Source organism: Clostridium tetanomorphum, assembly GCF_017873215.1.
Taxonomy (GTDB): Bacteria; Bacillota; Clostridia; order Clostridiales; family Clostridiaceae; genus Clostridium_AO; species Clostridium_AO tetanomorphum.
In genome coordinates this window covers 164,021-180,278 of the sequence record NZ_JAGGKA010000007.1, presented here as the reverse complement: position 1 = coordinate 180,278, position 16,258 = coordinate 164,021, and the positions used below count along the sequence as shown (strand labels likewise).

Below are 16,258 nucleotides of genomic sequence, written 5' to 3'. Positions count from 1 at the left end.
ATTATCTATGATGAAGATTTTTCAACTTCTAGCTATGGTTTTAGACCTAATAAAAGTGCTCATGATGCAATTAAACAAGCTGAAATCTATATTAAATGAAGGAAATAGATGGGTCGTGGACATAGATAAGTTCTTTGATAAAGTAAATCATGATATGTTAATGAGTAAGTTATCAAAGAAAATTAAAGATAAAAGAGTACTAAAATTAATAAGAGCTTATTTAACATCAGGAGTTATGATAAATGGTATAGTTAACAGGACAGAAGAAGGTACACCACAAGGTGGACTGTTAAGTCCTATTTTATCTAACATAATACTTGATGACCTTGATAAAGAACTAGAAAGAAGAGGTCATAAATTTTGTAGATATGCTGATGATAGTGCGCCAAGAAGGCGCACTCATGCAACGATAGTTGCATAGGTGCAGCTATGCTGTACAGAAGATGAGGGAAGGTCCCTTGGAACCGCCATACAGGTGGAGGTTTCAAACCACCTTAAGCTGCTGTAGTCAAAAGCTATGGTAGTGAGCGTTAAGGAAAAGGCGGAGCTAGAATTCGTCAGGTGAACGCTATGGAGACGAACACAAGTCAAACGCTGTTAAAGTGTCGAAAGCGTAGGGGTGTCATCAAAACCAAGGGGGAGTCGTTAACTTGGGATAAACCTAGAGGAAACCTGTTTACTGTCTAGGTGATGACCGGCATAGAGGCGTCGTGAACTTAGCGTAGGCTTCTGTATGGAACTTGGGAACCTACGACTTCGATGTTAAGGGAGAAATTCAAGTGGAAGCACTACAAGAATCAGAGTACCGAGACGAAGTATAGGGGCGGAACTCTAAATAATCAATTCTTTAAAACCGTGGGTTTAGACAGCCTGTTGGCAAAATATATGAAGGCACATAATTCTTAAAGAACCGCCGTGTACCAGACCGGTACGCACGGTGGTGTGAGAGGTCGGGAAAATTTAATTAATTTTCCCTCCTACTCGATTTACACTATTAAAATATTTATATTTTTCTTTAATAACATAATAAATATTTTACTCGTATTAGAATAAAAAATATACAAAGGCATAGTTCATGTATTAAAATATTCAATTATCAGACGAGGTTTCTAAAAAAATGCTGAAAAACACGGCTTTATAAAATGAAAACATATACAAAATGAAAAAAATTTTTTTTTAAATTGCATTTTCTATAAATTTTATGTATTATTAGATTATGCTTTTATTTTATTATAAACAATTAATTGAATTTTAATGATAATTTTGGAGGTGTCCCTATGATTTTTTCAAAAAAAGCAGAACAAATTGCTCCATCTATAACATTAGCAATTACAGCAAAAGCCAAGGAAATGAAGAAAAAGGGAATAGATGTTATAGGGTTTGGTGCTGGAGAACCAGATTTTAATACACCGGAAAACATTCAATCCGCATCTATAGATGCAATGAAAAAAGGATTGACAAAATATACGCCGGCTTCTGGTATAGTGGAATTGAAAGAAGCTATAGTTAAAAAAATCAAAACAGAAAATAATTTAGATTATAAAGCATCCCAGATAATAATATCTACAGGAGCAAAGCAATGTCTTGCTAATGCTTTTTCTGCTATATTAAATCCTGGAGATGAAGTTATTATTCCTACTCCTTATTGGGTTAGTTATCCTGAATTAGTAAAGATATCAGATGGAGTACCTGTGTTTGCAAAGACAGATAAAAATAATAGTTATAAATATGATTTAAATGAATTAGAAAACATAGTAAATAATCGTACTAAGGCTATAGTGATAAATAGTCCTAATAATCCTACAGGAAGTGTTTGTGCAAAAGAAGAATTATTACAATTAGCTGAATTTGCTAAAAAACATGATTTAATTATAATATCTGATGAGATATATGAAAAACTTATATATGGAAAAGAAGAACATATAAGCATAGCTAGTTTAAGTGAGGATGCTTATAAAAGAACAATAGTTATAAATGGAGTTTCTAAAAGTTATGCTATGACAGGGTGGAGAATAGGTTATGCGGCAGCGGATGAACAAATAATTAAATTAATGTCCAATATACAAAGTCATACTACATCTAATCCTAATTCTATAGCTCAATATGCCGCTTTAGAAGCATTAAATGGAGAACAAAATTCTGTATATTCTATGATTGAAGAGTTTAAGAAAAGAAGAGATTATACTGTAAAGAGAATAAATGATATAAAAGAGTTAAGCTGTATTGAACCTAAAGGAGCTTTTTATGTATTTATTGATATTTCTAAGTTAATTGGTAAAACTATAGATGGAGAAGAAATAAAAGGGTCTTTAGATTTTTGTGACAAATTGCTAGAAAAGGGTAATGTGGCTGCAATACCAGGAGCAGGTTTTGGATTAGATCAATTTATAAGAATTTCATATGCTACATCTATGGATAATATCCAAAAGGGTTTGGATAGAATGGAGATATTTATAAATAAGTTAAAATAATTATTATATATTGTAAGCCTGGAACTTTATCTTTGAATTATTATGAAATGGTGATATAATTAACTTTAAGAGATAAGCATAAGTATGTTAGGAGTGATAATATATGGTATCAAAAGAAGTTGTTGTAAAAAGTTCTACAGGCTTACATGCAAGACCAGCTACTTTGTTGGTAAAAAAAGCTTCTTCTTTTAAATCTGATATAAGTATCGAATTCAATGGGAAAAAGGCTAATGTGAAAAGTCTAATAGGAGTTTTATCCTTAGCTGTTACTAGAGATGCAAAAATAACTGTAATAGCATCAGGAGATGACGAAGCTTTAGCTGTTGAAGAAGTTTCAAAGTTGATAGAGTCAATGGAATAATTACATAAATAAAAGGCTCAACTTTGAGCCTTTTATTTATGATTTAGAATATTTTTTGATTCTTAGTAATAAGAGAATTAGATAAACACCAGATATTCCTATTAGAATATATATTATTCTTGACAGGAAGTTTGCTGGTTCTCCAAAGATTGCACTTACTAAATTAAAATTAAATAATCCCAGTAATCCCCAATTTATAGCACCAATAATAACTAATATAAAAGACAGTTTGTCAAACAAATTAAATTTATACATAATTGCCTCCCTATAATAATTTTATTTTTATTCTAATTAATTATATTAATTGAGAATAAAATATAGAACAGATTTTCAACGAACTTAAAAGTATTAAAATGATAAAATGTATGTTATAATATGAATAAAAAGAATGAAAATGATAAAAATATGCGTAAGGAGGTTTTATAAATGAGAGATTGTTACAGTACACCTTTAAATACAAGATATGCATCAAAAGAAATGAGTTATTTATTTTCTGATGATATGAAATTCAAAACTTGGAGAAGATTATGGGTAGCTCTAGCGGAATGTGAAAAAGAGTTAGGGTTAAATATAACAAATGAACAAATAGAAGAGTTGAAGAATAATATAGATAATATTAATTATGAGGTAGCTGAGGAAAAAGAAAAGGAAATAAGACATGATGTAATGAGTCATGTGTATGCTTATGGGAAACAGTGCCCAAAGGCTAAGGGGATTATTCATTTAGGTGCAACTAGTTGTTATGTAGGTGACAATACAGATTTAATAATAATGAAAGAAGCTTTACTTATAATAAAGAAAAAATTAATAAACATTATTTCTGAATTATCTCAATTTGCACTAAAATATAAAAGTTTACCTACTTTAGGTTTTACTCATCTTCAACCGGCTCAATTAACTACAGTAGGAAAAAGAGCTACATTATGGATACAAGATTTAGTTCTTGATTTAGAGAATTTAGAGTTTGTTATAGAAAATTTAAGATTTAGAGGTGTAAAAGGCACTACTGGAACTCAAGCAAGTTTTATGGAACTTTTTGATGAAGATGAAGAAAAGGTTAAAGCTTTAGATAAAATGGTAACTGAGAAAATTGAATTTAAAAAGCAATTTATGGTTACAGGGCAAACTTATACAAGGAAGATAGATTCAATAATACTAAATACATTATCTGAAATAGCGCAAAGTGCTTATAAATTCAGTAATGATTTAAGAATACTACAAAGCATGAAAGAGTTAGAAGAACCTTTTGAGAAAAATCAAGTGGGATCTTCGGCTATGGCTTATAAAAGAAATCCTATGAGAAGTGAAAGAATGGGAGCTTTATCTAGATATATAATAGTGAATTCCTTAAATCCGGCCATAACTGCATCTACTCAATGGTTTGAAAGAACATTAGATGATTCTGCAAATAAAAGAATAGCTATTCCAGAGGCATTTTTGGCTTTGGATGGAGTGCTTAATTTGTATCTAAATATAAGTAGCGGTATGGTGGTTTATGATAAAGTTATAGAAGCTCATGTATTAAGAGAATTACCTTTTATGGCAACGGAAAATATTTTAATGGAAGGCGTTAAAAAAGGTGGAGATAGACAAGAACTTCATGAGAAGATTAGACAACATTCTATGGAAGCTGGAAGAAAAGTTAAAGTAGAAGGATTGGAAAATGATTTAATAGAAAGAATATTAGAAGATGATGATTTTGGTATGAGTAAAGAAGAAATAATGGCTTTAATAGATCCTAATAAGTTTATAGGAAGAGCTCCAGGGCAAGTAGAGGATTTTATAAAGGAAGTTGTTAATCCTATATTAGAAAATAACAAAGAATTATTTGGAGTTAATGTAACTATAAATGTATAAATTAATAATTAAATATGAAATTTTATAAATAAGTAATTCTAGGCTCTTAATTCTATTAAAAGGGAGTCTAGAATTTTATTTTTTTCTTTTGGTTTATGAAATTTTTATGAATTATTATAGATTAAAGGAAAATGTAAAATAATATCGAATATATATAATTGCAAGAAATTTTAGAAAATATTTCAATAATGTATGGAGGTTAAAATGATTAGAGAAAATTTAAATCCTTTTGAAAATGCCCAAAAGATAGTAAAGGAGGTTTGCCAAGTATTAGAATTAGATTCTAATACATATGAATTGTTAAAAGAACCTGCAAGAGTTATAGAAATTAACATTCCTATAAAAATGGATAATGGATCAATACAGGTGTTTAAAGGTTATAGAGTTCAACATAATGATGCTTTAGGACCTACCAAAGGCGGTATTAGGTTTCATGAAAATGTTAGCTTAGATGAGGTGAAAGCTTTATCTTTATGGATGACTTTTAAATGTGCAGTAGTAGGTGTACCTTTTGGAGGTGGTAAAGGTGGAATAATTGTAGACCCTAAAACTTTATCTAAAGGTGAATTGGAAAGACTTAGTAGAGGATATGTGAAAGGTGTTTATAAATTTATAGGTGAAAAGACAGATATACCAGCTCCGGATGTAAATACTAATGGGGAAATAATGGGTCTTATGGTAGATGAGTATAATAAATTATTAGGAAAAAATTCTTTTGGTACATTTACTGGTAAGCCTATAGAATTAGGTGGTTCTAAAGGAAGAACTGAAGCTACGGGTTTAGGTATAGGAATTATAGCTAGAGAAGCTTTGAAAAAAATAAATAAGGATATAAAAAACATATCGGCAGCGGTTCAAGGATTTGGAAATGTAGGAAGTTTTGCAGTTAAAAGTATAAGTGATTTAGGTGGTAAAGTTATAAGTATATGTGAGTGGGATAAAGAAAATGGTTCTTATGCTATATATAATGAGAATGGATTAAATTTTGAAGAACTTAAAAAGTATTTTAAGAATAAAGGTACTTTGATGGGATTTCCAGAAGCTAAAAATATATCTATAAATGATTTTTGGTCTTTATCTGTAGATTTGTTAATTCCAGCAGCATTAGAAAATGCTATAACAACGGAAAATGTTTCGTTAATAAATGCAAAAGTTATTTGTGAGGGTGCTAATGGACCGGTGACGCCAGAAGCGGATATTATCCTAAATAAAAAAGGAATTTTAGTAACTCCTGATATATTGACCAATAGCGGTGGAGTTGTGGTATCTTATTTTGAATGGGTGCAAAATTTAAATGGCTATTATTGGGAAGAACACTCTGTTAGAGATAAAGAAGAAGACATATTGGTTAAAGCTTTTAATAATGTATGGGATGCAATGGATAAATTTAATGTATCTATGCGCGAAGCGGCATATATATATTCTATAAAAAAAATAAGCAATGCTATGAAATTTAGAGGCTGGTGTTAAATTTAATATTTATTAAACAAATAAAAAAGCAAAACAGAATTTACTGTTTTGCTTTTTTATTTGTTTGGAATTATTTTTAATACCATTATTATGATAATAATTTTTATAAAACAGTATATGAAGTTATTCACAAGTTATTCCCAAATTGTGGTAATTTAACAAATTCATAATTATACCCAATATAATAAATGATTGCGATTTACATAAAATGGTATAAATATAAATTGTTTTATCATTATCTGTATCAATTTAAGTATTAAAAATATAGATACAGAATTTGGAAAAAAACCGGGAAAATGATAAGTGTTATCAATTGATATGTAACTGTAATAAAGGGTAGGGTATAAATTGCTTTTATTACTATGATTCTACACAATATTATATATAACATATTATTCGATTTTTAGCAACAAAATAAATTTTAAAATTTATATAAAGTATATTTCTAAGTATTGATAAAAATATTTTTTTAAAATTATATGTAAAAGAATATATAATTTTTTTATAAAAAAGAAGGATTTTACCCCTCTTTTGTAGAATATATTATTCGCGAAATGTTTATTTCGCGAAATTGGATGTAAATTTAAAGGAGGAACCAATGAAATATAATTTAAAACATGTTTATAACCCGTCATTACCCCATCAGATTAATGATTTTTTAAATTATCTGGGTACTATTAAAGGAAAATCTACAAACACTATAGATGCATACAAATTTGATTTGACTATGTTTTTTAGGTTTTTAAAATTATATAAAGGTATGGTATCTGACGATATAGATTTTGAAGATATAGATATAAAGGATATTAATGATGATTTTATCAAAGATATTACTTTATCAGATTTATATGCTTTCCTAGCTTTTGCAGAAAATTATAGAGATAATGGTAATTATGCAAGAGCTAGAAAAGTAGCTACATTAAGATCTTTTTTTAAGTATCTTCAAGGAAAAGCAAAAATTATAGACGAAAATCCAACTTTAGAGTTAGAGGCGCCAAAAATAAATAAAAGAAATCCTATATATCTTACTTTGGATGAAAGTAAAAAGCTTCTTGATTCTATAGAAGGAAAGAATAAAGAAAGAGATTATTGTATTATAACATTATTTTTAAACTGCGGACTAAGACTATCTGAGTTATGCAGTATTGATATTTCTAAGATTAAGGGAGATACTTTAACTGTAATTGGTAAAGGAAATAAGGAAAGAACTATATATTTAAATAAAGCTTGTGAAAAGTCTATTGAAGAATATTTGAAAGTTAGAAATGCTAATGTTGATAAAATTAAGGATAAAGATGCTTTGTTTATAAGTAGAAATAACACTAGAATAAATAAAAGAACAATTGAAATGTTAGTGAAAAAGTATCTTAATAAAGCTAATTTAGATTCAAACAAATATACTCCGCATAAACTTAGGCATACTGCGGCAACGCTTATGTATAAGTATGGCAATGTAGATATAAGAAGCTTACAACAAATATTAGGTCATGAAAATGTATCTACTACTCAAATATATACTCACGTAGATAATGAAAAATTAAGAGAAGCTGTCAAATCCAATCCTTTAAGTGAAGAGTTTGCTGCTTCTGAGGATATAGATTAAGAATTTAAATAAAATGTGGGGAGGAAATTTTTATTATCCCTCTCCTATTTTTCTTTTCTTATTCTTATAAGGCCAGGAAATTCTTCATAAGTAAATTTTTCGCTTTTCTCCTGATTCTCTAAAAGCTCTCTTAATCCTTCTATATCATCTATAAGTTCAATGTTTTCTTCATCAAAGTTTTTAGAAAGACTTTCATCTCCTACAAATTCCATTCTATCTTTGCTTATTGGAATTTCTTCATAGTTTGTTACATCGTTATCCTCTTCTTCTAAAATTTCATCTATTTTAACTCCTCTCATGTCAAAACTTCCGTTTAAACAATTTCCGCAGTTAGTACATTTTTTATTTTTATCTAGGTCACATATATCACATTCACCACAATCATTACAACTTTTGTTATTATTTAATATGCAGTATTTATATTTTGACATTTGTATATCCCCTCTTCTTTTAAAATCTTGTAGTATTGCAATTTTGCTACATTAAGGTATTATATCAAAAGGAAAACTTATATTCAATATGAGAACATAAGTTTGATATTTCTTCTATTATATGCTATAATTCAATTAAGATTAATTATGAGAGGTGTTTATATGACTAGACAGGATAAGCAAGGGCAAATACTAGATTATATAAAGGAAAAAATAAAAGAAAAAGGATATCCACCTTCAGTACGTGAGATTTGCGATGCAGTTGGGCTTAAATCTACCTCTACGGTTCATGGACATTTGCAAAGGCTAGAGAAAAAAGGATTTATAAAAAGAGATCCTACTAAACCTAGAGCTATAGAAATAACTGATGGATCTTTAAATATGAAAGAAATGGTTAACATACCTATAATAGGTACTGTTACTGCCGGAAGCCCTATTCTAGCTGTAGAAAACATAGAAGATACCTTTGCTTTGCCTGTAAACTTTGTAAAAAGTAATAAAGAACTTTTTATATTGAAAATACATGGCGAGAGCATGATTGATGCTGGAATAATGGATGAAGATTTAGCTATAATTGAAAAAGCTAATTCTGCTGAGAATGGAGATATAGTAGTAGCTTTAATAGAGAATGAAGCTACAATTAAAAGATTTTTCAAAGAAAATGATTATATAAGACTACAACCAGAAAATAAAACCATGAAGCCTATAATAGTTAAGAATTGCAATATAATTGGTAAACTAGTTGGTTTATATAGAAAATATTAAAAAAGGTGACTTTAATTTAGTCACCCTTTTTAATATTTTATTCATTCAAAATTTTATTAAGAGCAATAAGTATTCCTATTTTAGCATGGTCGAAAGTAAGCCCTCCTTGAAGATATGCTATATAAGGTTCTCTTATAGGTGCATCTGATGATAATTCAATTGATGAGCCCTGAATAAAGGCACCAGCAGCCATTATAACCTGATCCTCATATCCTGGCATATCCCATGGCTCACATTGAACAAAAGAATCAATAGGAGAACCAGCTTGAATGCCTTTACAAAAGTTTATAAGCTTTTCTTTGTTATTAAACTTTATGGATTGAATTATATCACTTCTTTTTTCATTGTATTTCGGTAAAACTTCAAAACCTGCAAGTTCCATTATTCTTGAACATAAAATAGCTCCTTTAACTGCTTCCATGGATATATGAGGAGCAAGAAATAATCCTTGAAATAGTTGTCTCATTACTCCAAAAGTAGAACCACATTCCCCTCCTATACCTGGAATGGTAAGTCTATAAGAAGCTTGAGTAACATATTCCTTTTTACCTACTATATATCCACCAGTAGGTGCAATTCCTCCCCCAATATTTTTAATTAAAGAACCAGCTATTAAGTCTGCTCCTACATCTGTAGGTTCTATTGTATCTATAAATTCACCATAACAATTATCTACAAAGCAAATTACATCTTTTCTTATATCTTTAACTAATGCAATTAAATCCTTTATTTCTGATACTAGCAAGGAGTTTCTCCATCCGTATCCTGTAGATCTTTGAATATGAACCAACTTAATACTAGCGTCTTCTTTTAAAGCATGTTTAACCGCTTCAATATTCACTTTTCCATTTTCTAAATCTATTTGTTTATATTTAACTCCATATTCTCTTAAAGAACCTATGTTTTCCTCCCCTGCTATTCCAATTATACTATGTAAAGTATCATAGGGAGCACCTACAATAGAAAGCATAGTATCATTTGGTCTTAAATTACCAAATAATGCAGCTCCTATAGCGTGGGTGCCATTTACAAAGTGAGGTCTAACTATTGCGCTCTCTGCATTAAAAACTCTAGCATATACTCTATCTAATGCATCTCTGCCTATATCACCATAGCCATATCCAGAAGAGTTAGTAAAGTGAGAATCACTAATTCTTTCTTCTTGAAGAGCATTTAATACTTTTAACTGATTAAATTCTCTTATTTCATCATATTTAATAAATTCATCTTCTACATCTTTTAGAGCCTTTTCATATAAGCTTATAACATTATCCTTAATTTTATAAATATTTTTTAATTGATCTTTAGTTTTTTGGATCATTTTTTTAGAACCCTCCAGTATTTAAATTATAATCACAACATAATATATTACCATATAAAAAAAGAATAGGCAAAATAAATTGCCTATTCTTCATAAGTTTCCTGATTAGGAGTAAATAATATTGGTCGATTAGGTGTTATTGTAGATATAGCATGCTTATAAACCAGCATTTGTTTTCCTCCACAGTCTAATACCACAGTAAAACTATCAAAGCCTTTAACAGTACCTTTAATTTGAAAACCATTTGTTAAATATATAGTAAGATCAGTTTTATTTTTCCTAGCTCCGTTTAGAAATATATCCTGCAAATTATTAACTGTTTTGCTCATATAACTCACCCTCCATAAAGTACTTTATATTATTATTCTATAAATTATAAAAAAATCCTTTTTAATGTGTCAGAATTTTTAAATAAGATTATAGTTTTCTTTTTTTATTTTCCCAAGTTTTTCAATTATAGTAGTTACTATTTGTTCATCTGAAGAATAATTATCTTTATTAATCCAAATAGCTCTTTTATCTCTTCTAAACCAAGTTAGCTGTCTTTTAGCATAATTTCTACTACCTTTTTTAATTAAATAAATAGCTTTATCCAAAGTAATGTCTCCGTTAAGATAATATAGCATTTCTTTATATCCTATACCCTGCATAGATTGCATGTGTTCATTACAGCCCATTTCCTTTAATTTTTTAACTTCATCTATTAATCCATTATTAATCATTATATCTACTCTCATATCAATTCTACTATACAATTCTTCTCTATTCATATTAAGTATAAAATAATATATATTATAAGGGATATTATATATATTTTCACCTTCTGAATATTCAGCCATAGTTTTGCCTGTTAATTTATAAACTTCTAATGCTCTTATTACCCTTTTTAGGTTATTATAATGTATCTTATTATAGGACTCTATATCAACTTCTTTTAGCAGATTATGTACATACTCTTTTCCTTTTTCAAAAGCTAAAGTTTCTAGATAATTTCTGTACTCCTCATCTTTATCTGCTTCGGTAAAATTATAATTATATATTAAAGAATTAATGTATAGTCCAGTACCTCCTACTATCATTGGTAGTTTGTTTTTTTTATAAATTTCTTCTATAGCATTTTCTGCTTTTTCCTTAAATTCAGCAGCACTAAAATTATCCCAAGGTTCTACTATATCTATAAGATAGTGTTTTATTTTAAGCATATCTTCTTCTTTTATTTTAGCAGACCCTATATCCATATGTTTATATATTTGCATAGAATCTGCAGAAATTATTTCTCCATTTAATTTATTAGCTAAAGCAATAGAAATATCAGTTTTTCCAACAGCAGTAGGCCCAGCAAGTATAAATAAGTCGTTCATATTTAGTTATCTCTCCTTTTACTGGATTCTTTTAAATCTTTTTTCTAATTCATTTAAAGTTATTTTTATTATAGTAGGTCTTCCATGAGGACATGTAAAAGGGTCTTCTATATATCTTAAATCTTCTAATAAAGTTTTCATTTCTTCTGGTGATAATTTATCATGGGCTTTAATAGCGGATTTGCAAGCTAGTTTTGCTATAGTATTATATTTAACTTCTACTGTGCTTCCAGTTCCTAAATTCTTTATATTATCAATTATTTCCATAAATAGATTATTCAATTCAGGTTTTCCTAAAAGATAAGGAACTTCTCTTATACTTATTGTATTCTCTCCAAAAACTTCTATATTAAAACCTGTTCTTGTAAATATATCTTTATTTTCTACATAATATATAAAGTCATCCGGTAATAGCTCAATTACTAAAGGAGTCAAAAGCACTTGAGACTTAACTTTAGATTTTTTAATATTATTTCTATATTTTTCAAAAAGTATTTTTTCATGAGCTGCATGTTGATCTATTATATATAATTCCTCTAGCCCTTCAGCTAATATATAAGTGCTATTAAATTGGCCTATTATTCTTAGAGAACTAAACTTAGCTACTTTAGTATCTCCAGGGATATTATCCTTGGAAATTTCATTAGAAATATAATTTTTTTCTAATGAATCACAAGAAGTTTCTTTTATGACATCTTCACTGTAATCTGCATTAACATTATTATTTCTTATATTATATTCATTATTATAAGTTTCTATCTTATCGGTTTTAAATGAGATATTGCTTTCTAGGTCTATAGGAATCTGAACTTTTTCAACTTTTTCTAAAAATGAATTAATATTTTTCTCTTGTAAAGATACATTTTCATTAGTAACATTATTTTCTACATCTATATTAAAAGAATTTACTAAACTATCTCTTAAAGCTTTATGAACAGCATTAAAGACAGAGGTGAAAATAAGTCTATCTTCTTTAAATTTAATTTCTGTTTTTGTAGGATGCACATTAACATCTACATATTCAGGGAATATTTGAATAAATACTATGAAGAATGGAAATTTATTAACCGTTAAAAAAGATTTAAAAGCATTTTCTACAGCAGTAGTAATAAGTCTATTTTTTATATATCTTTTATTTACAAATATGCTTTGATGATTCCTGCTTCCTCTACTTATTTCGGCGTTTCCTATAAAACCATAGACAGATAAAATATCACTATGTTGTTCAAATTCTATAATATTATCTAACGTATTTTTATTATATATAGTTCTTATTACATCTTTTATATTACCTGTACCGTAAGTGTTTACAACAGTTTTATTATTATTTATAAGTTTGAAAGAAATATTAGGATTAGATAAAGCAAGCCTATAAATTATATCAGAGATTAAAGAAGCTTCCCTTGAAGAGGATTTTAAAAATTTTAATCTTGCAGGAACATTATAAAAAAGATCTCTTACTTCTATAGTAGTACCAACATTAGCACCTACATCACTTATATGAGTAACAGTACCACCTTCTATGTATATTTCCCTACCAAAACTAAAATTTTCAACTCTACTTTTCAAAATAGTTTTTGATACTGATGATATACTAGCTAAAGCTTCTCCTCTAAATCCCATGGTGCTTAAAGTAAACACATCCTCAATTTTTTTGATTTTACTAGTAGAGTGAGGTAAAAAAGCTTTTTCTATATCATCTGGATATATTCCACATCCATCATCAGTAATCTTTATTATCTTTTGTCCCCCATCTTCTATTTCTATTACTATATTTTTACTTCCAGCATCTATACTATTTTCAACTAATTCTTTAACTACAGAAAAAGGTCTTTCAACCACCTCTCCAGCAGCAATTTTATTAAAAGTATCTTTATCTAATAAGTTGATTCTACTCAAAATATCCCCACCTTTATTATATGGATCTTGCTTTTCGTATAATCTCATTTAATTTATTAAACCCTTCAAATGGAGTTATGTTCATTATATCTATAGCAGATATTTCTTTAATTAAGTTATCTTTTTCAATATCAGTAAATCCTAGTTGCAAACTTTCTTCTTTAATTTTACTATAGTCTTTTTTATTTAAATTATTTTCTTTCTCTTCAATGCACTCTCTAGTTAAAGCTACACAATTATTACTTTCATTTCTATCATTAGCACAGTTTTTTACTATATTATTTACATCTATAGATTTATCGTTATCTCCTTCAATTTTACTTAATATTTCTTTAGCTCTTTTTATTACTTCCTTTGGAAGCCCAGCAAGTTTTGCTACCTCTATTCCATAAGATTGGTCAGCACCACCTCTGATTATTTTTCTTAAAAATACTATATCTTTATCTATCTCTTTTACAGATACGGAATAATTTTTAACTCCTAAAATCTCAGATTCTAAATGAGTTAGTTCATGGTAATGGGTTGCAAATAGTGTTTTACATCTTAGATTTTTATTTGTGCATATGTATTCAATAACTGCCCAAGCTATACTTAATCCATCGAAGGTACTAGTTCCTCTCCCTACTTCGTCTAATAGTATTAAGCTTTTATTTGTAGCATTTTTAAGTATGTTCGATACTTCCCACATCTCTACCATAAAGGTACTTTTTCCAGCAGCTAAATCGTCAGAGGCACCTATTCTTGTAAAGATTTTGTCACATATAGATATTTTACCTTTATTAGCAGGAATGAAGCTTCCTATTTGAGCCATAATTACAATAAGGGCTACTTGTCTCATATAGGTAGACTTACCTGCCATATTAGGTCCTGTAATAAGTAGTAATTCATCTTCTCCTGTGTTTATAAGAGTATCATTGGCAACAAAATTTCCTGTTGGTATCATTTTTTCTACTACAGGGTGTCGTCCTTCTTCAATATATATTTCATCATCTTCTGTTATTTCAGGTTTACAATAATTATTTTCTAATGCTATAGTTGCTAAAGAACTTAAACAATCTAAATTTGCTATTATAGTAGCGGAACTTTTCATTCTATCAATATGATTTTCAATATTATCTCTAATACTTACAAATACTTCATATTCTAAGTTTATAAGTTTTTCTTCAGCACCAAGAATTTTATCCTCCATTTCTTTAAGTTCAGGAGTTATATATCTTTCTGCATTAGCTAGAGTTTGTTTTCTTATGTATCTTCCTTCTGGTATAGAGGATAAATTTGATTTTGTCACTTCTATATAATATCCAAATACTTTATTGTAACCTACCTTTAAAGATTTAATTCCAGTTATTTCTCGTTCGGTACTTTCTAGATTTGCTATCCATTCTTTACCATGAGATTTTGCTTCTCTTAGTTCATCAATAGCTTTATTGTAGTCTTTTTTTATAATATTACCTTCTTTTACAGATAAAGATGGATTATCCATTATAGCATCATCAAGCAATTTATAAATATCTTTAAGTTCATCAAGATTTTTATACATATTATGTAGTAAATTGCTTTCAAAGTTTTTTAATATGGATTTTACATTAGGTATTTTTTCTATAGAATTTTTAAGTGAAAGTAATTCTTTAGCATTTACACTTTTAGAGGATACTTTTCCTACAATTCTCTCTATATCGTATATATCTTTTAAACTTTCCTTTAAATCTTCATGTAAAGAAAGGTTTTTTAAGAATTCTTCTACTGAATTTAATCTATCTTCTATGATATTTTTATTAATTAAAGGCTGTTCAATCCATTTTCTAAGTTGTCTTCCCCCCATAGAAGTATTTGTTTTATCCATAATCCAAAGTAAAGAACCTTTTTTACTTTTATCTCTTAAAGTTTCTGTAAGTTCTAAATTACGTCTTGAATTTATATCAATGGATAAAAAATCTATTATGTTATAATACTGAAATTTATCTATATGGGATAGGGAAGTTTTTTGTGTTTCAAATATATATTTCAATAAAGCATTTCCGCTTTTAATTAAAGAACTTGAATAAGTATCTTTGTTAAAATCAGAGAACTGCTTTTCTAAAACATCATTACAAGAATAATATTTTTCATTTAGTTTTGTAAATACAGGATTGAATCTACTTTTTATGATATTTAATATATCTTCATTTGTAGTTTCTGATATTAATATTTCACTTGGGCTAAATTTAGAAATTTCATCTAAAATAATAGCTTCATTATAATCACTATCTGTAGCAAAAAACTCTCCAGTAGATAAGTCACAAAAACATAATCCTACAGTACATTGTGTATCTATATATAAATTCATTATATAATTGTTTTTATTTTCTTCAAGAAAAGAAGAATCTGTATAAGTTCCTGGAGTAATTATTTTTATAATATCTCTTTTTACAATTCCTTTTGCTAAAGCAGGATCTTCTAGTTGTTCACAAATAGCTATTTTATAGCCTTTACTTATTAGTCTGCTTATATATGTATTAGCGGAATGATATGGAACACCGCACATAGGAGCTCTATTTTCTAAGCCACAATCTCTTCCTGTTAAAACTAATTCTAATTCTTTTGAAGCAACTTCAGCATCATTAAAGAACATTTCATAAAAGTCACCAAGTCTAAAGAAAAGTATACAATCTTTACACTTTTCTTTAACCTCTAAATATTGTTGCATCATTGGAGTAAGTGCCAATTTATTCATCCTCCT

Annotated in this window: 13 protein-coding genes and 1 pseudogene; 7 read left to right on the top strand and 7 right to left on the bottom strand. The window is 28.3% G+C overall.

Annotation, left to right across the window (positions count from 1 at the left end; all coding sequences use genetic code 11):
* The 3 genes and pseudogenes from J2Z24_RS09120 to J2Z24_RS09110 all read left to right on the top strand — a co-directional run.
* Nucleotides 1-379: pseudogene (locus J2Z24_RS09120) on the top strand (reverse transcriptase domain-containing protein); the annotation flags it as partial.
* Nucleotides 380-1,277: 898 nt separating this feature from the next.
* On the top strand, nt 1,278-2,471 hold the full coding sequence (locus tag J2Z24_RS09115; RefSeq protein ID WP_035146843.1) for a pyridoxal phosphate-dependent aminotransferase: 1,194 nt from the start codon (nt 1,278-1,280) through the stop codon (nt 2,469-2,471).
* A 103-nt stretch (nt 2,472-2,574) separates the two neighbouring features.
* Nucleotides 2,575-2,832, top strand: coding sequence for an HPr family phosphocarrier protein (locus tag J2Z24_RS09110; RefSeq protein ID WP_035146840.1), 258 nt, complete (start codon nt 2,575-2,577; stop codon nt 2,830-2,832).
* A 36-nt stretch (nt 2,833-2,868) separates the two neighbouring features.
* On the opposite strand, the gene J2Z24_RS09105 is transcribed toward J2Z24_RS09110, so the two are convergent.
* The gene (locus J2Z24_RS09105) at nt 2,869-3,087 is read right to left on the bottom strand and encodes a DUF378 domain-containing protein (protein WP_035146838.1); all 219 of its coding nucleotides are present in this window, start codon (nt 3,085-3,087) and stop codon (nt 2,869-2,871) included.
* A gap of 171 nt (nt 3,088-3,258) precedes the next feature.
* Between J2Z24_RS09105 and purB the strand changes: the two genes are divergently transcribed.
* The 3 genes from purB (at nt 3,259) to J2Z24_RS09090 (ending at nt 7,762) form a co-directional block, all read left to right on the top strand.
* Nucleotides 3,259-4,689, top strand: a complete 1,431-nt coding sequence (gene purB / locus J2Z24_RS09100; RefSeq protein WP_035146835.1) for an adenylosuccinate lyase — start codon at nt 3,259-3,261, stop codon at nt 4,687-4,689.
* Between the two features lie 204 nt (nt 4,690-4,893).
* Nucleotides 4,894-6,159: a Glu/Leu/Phe/Val family dehydrogenase gene (locus J2Z24_RS09095; protein WP_035146831.1), complete on the top strand. Its 1,266-nt coding sequence runs from the start codon at nt 4,894-4,896 to the stop codon at nt 6,157-6,159.
* A 598-nt stretch (nt 6,160-6,757) separates the two neighbouring features.
* Nucleotides 6,758-7,762, top strand: a complete 1,005-nt coding sequence (locus J2Z24_RS09090) for a tyrosine recombinase XerC (RefSeq protein ID WP_111947506.1) — start codon at nt 6,758-6,760, stop codon at nt 7,760-7,762.
* 44 nt (nt 7,763-7,806) lie between these two features.
* Here J2Z24_RS09090 and J2Z24_RS09085 read toward each other — a convergent pair whose 3' ends face one another.
* Nucleotides 7,807-8,193 carry a hypothetical protein gene (locus J2Z24_RS09085; protein WP_035146826.1) on the bottom strand — a complete coding sequence of 129 codons (387 nt, stop codon included), beginning with the start codon at nt 8,191-8,193 and terminating at the stop codon, nt 7,807-7,809.
* Between the two features lie 162 nt (nt 8,194-8,355).
* Between J2Z24_RS09085 and lexA the strand changes: the two genes are divergently transcribed.
* The gene (gene lexA, locus J2Z24_RS09080; protein WP_035146823.1) at nt 8,356-8,958 is read left to right on the top strand and encodes a transcriptional repressor LexA; all 603 of its coding nucleotides are present in this window, start codon (nt 8,356-8,358) and stop codon (nt 8,956-8,958) included.
* A gap of 37 nt (nt 8,959-8,995) precedes the next feature.
* On the opposite strand, the gene J2Z24_RS09075 is transcribed toward lexA, so the two are convergent.
* The 5 genes from J2Z24_RS09075 to mutS all read right to left on the bottom strand — a co-directional run bounded on the left by J2Z24_RS09075 (nt 8,996) and on the right by mutS (nt 16,243).
* Nucleotides 8,996-10,279 (bottom strand): methionine gamma-lyase family protein, encoded by a 1,284-nt coding sequence (locus tag J2Z24_RS09075; protein ID WP_035146819.1) that lies wholly within the window; start codon nt 10,277-10,279, stop codon nt 8,996-8,998.
* Nucleotides 10,280-10,362: 83 nt separating this feature from the next.
* Nucleotides 10,363-10,608: an RNA chaperone Hfq gene (hfq, locus tag J2Z24_RS09070; protein ID WP_035146814.1), complete on the bottom strand. Its 246-nt coding sequence runs from the start codon at nt 10,606-10,608 to the stop codon at nt 10,363-10,365.
* A 78-nt stretch (nt 10,609-10,686) separates the two neighbouring features.
* The gene (gene miaA / locus J2Z24_RS09065; protein WP_035146811.1) at nt 10,687-11,640 is read right to left on the bottom strand and encodes a tRNA (adenosine(37)-N6)-dimethylallyltransferase MiaA; all 954 of its coding nucleotides are present in this window, start codon (nt 11,638-11,640) and stop codon (nt 10,687-10,689) included.
* Between the two features lie 18 nt (nt 11,641-11,658).
* A complete protein-coding gene (mutL, locus tag J2Z24_RS09060; RefSeq protein WP_173680261.1) occupies nt 11,659-13,587 on the bottom strand; it encodes a DNA mismatch repair endonuclease MutL in 1,929 nt (642 codons plus the stop codon).
* Nucleotides 13,556-16,243, bottom strand: coding sequence for a DNA mismatch repair protein MutS (mutS, locus tag J2Z24_RS09055; protein ID WP_035146807.1), 2,688 nt, complete (start codon nt 16,241-16,243; stop codon nt 13,556-13,558). The genes mutL and mutS overlap by 32 nt, the downstream gene beginning before the upstream one ends.
* Nucleotides 16,244-16,258 lie beyond the last annotated feature (15 nt).

What these genes read in the sequence shown, in the direction of transcription:
- J2Z24_RS09075 (WP_035146819.1), bottom strand. Translation starts at nt 10,279, where the DNA reads ATGATCCAAAAAACTAAAGATCAATTAAAAAATATTTATAAAATTAAG.
- purB (WP_035146835.1), top strand. Translation starts at nt 3,259, where the DNA reads ATGAGAGATTGTTACAGTACACCTTTAAATACAAGATATGCATCAAAA.
- J2Z24_RS09095 (WP_035146831.1), top strand. Translation starts at nt 4,894, where the DNA reads ATGATTAGAGAAAATTTAAATCCTTTTGAAAATGCCCAAAAGATAGTA.
- hfq (WP_035146814.1), bottom strand. Translation starts at nt 10,608, where the DNA reads ATGAGCAAAACAGTTAATAATTTGCAGGATATATTTCTAAACGGAGCT.
- J2Z24_RS09090 (WP_111947506.1), top strand. Translation starts at nt 6,758, where the DNA reads ATGAAATATAATTTAAAACATGTTTATAACCCGTCATTACCCCATCAG.
- J2Z24_RS09085 (WP_035146826.1), bottom strand. Translation starts at nt 8,193, where the DNA reads ATGTCAAAATATAAATACTGCATATTAAATAATAACAAAAGTTGTAAT.
- J2Z24_RS09115 (WP_035146843.1), top strand. Translation starts at nt 1,278, where the DNA reads ATGATTTTTTCAAAAAAAGCAGAACAAATTGCTCCATCTATAACATTA.
- J2Z24_RS09110 (WP_035146840.1), top strand. Translation starts at nt 2,575, where the DNA reads ATGGTATCAAAAGAAGTTGTTGTAAAAAGTTCTACAGGCTTACATGCA.
- lexA (WP_035146823.1), top strand. Translation starts at nt 8,356, where the DNA reads ATGACTAGACAGGATAAGCAAGGGCAAATACTAGATTATATAAAGGAA.
- J2Z24_RS09105 (WP_035146838.1), bottom strand. Translation starts at nt 3,087, where the DNA reads ATGTATAAATTTAATTTGTTTGACAAACTGTCTTTTATATTAGTTATT.
- mutL (WP_173680261.1), bottom strand. Translation starts at nt 13,587, where the DNA reads ATGAGATTATACGAAAAGCAAGATCCATATAATAAAGGTGGGGATATT.
- miaA (WP_035146811.1), bottom strand. Translation starts at nt 11,640, where the DNA reads ATGAACGACTTATTTATACTTGCTGGGCCTACTGCTGTTGGAAAAACT.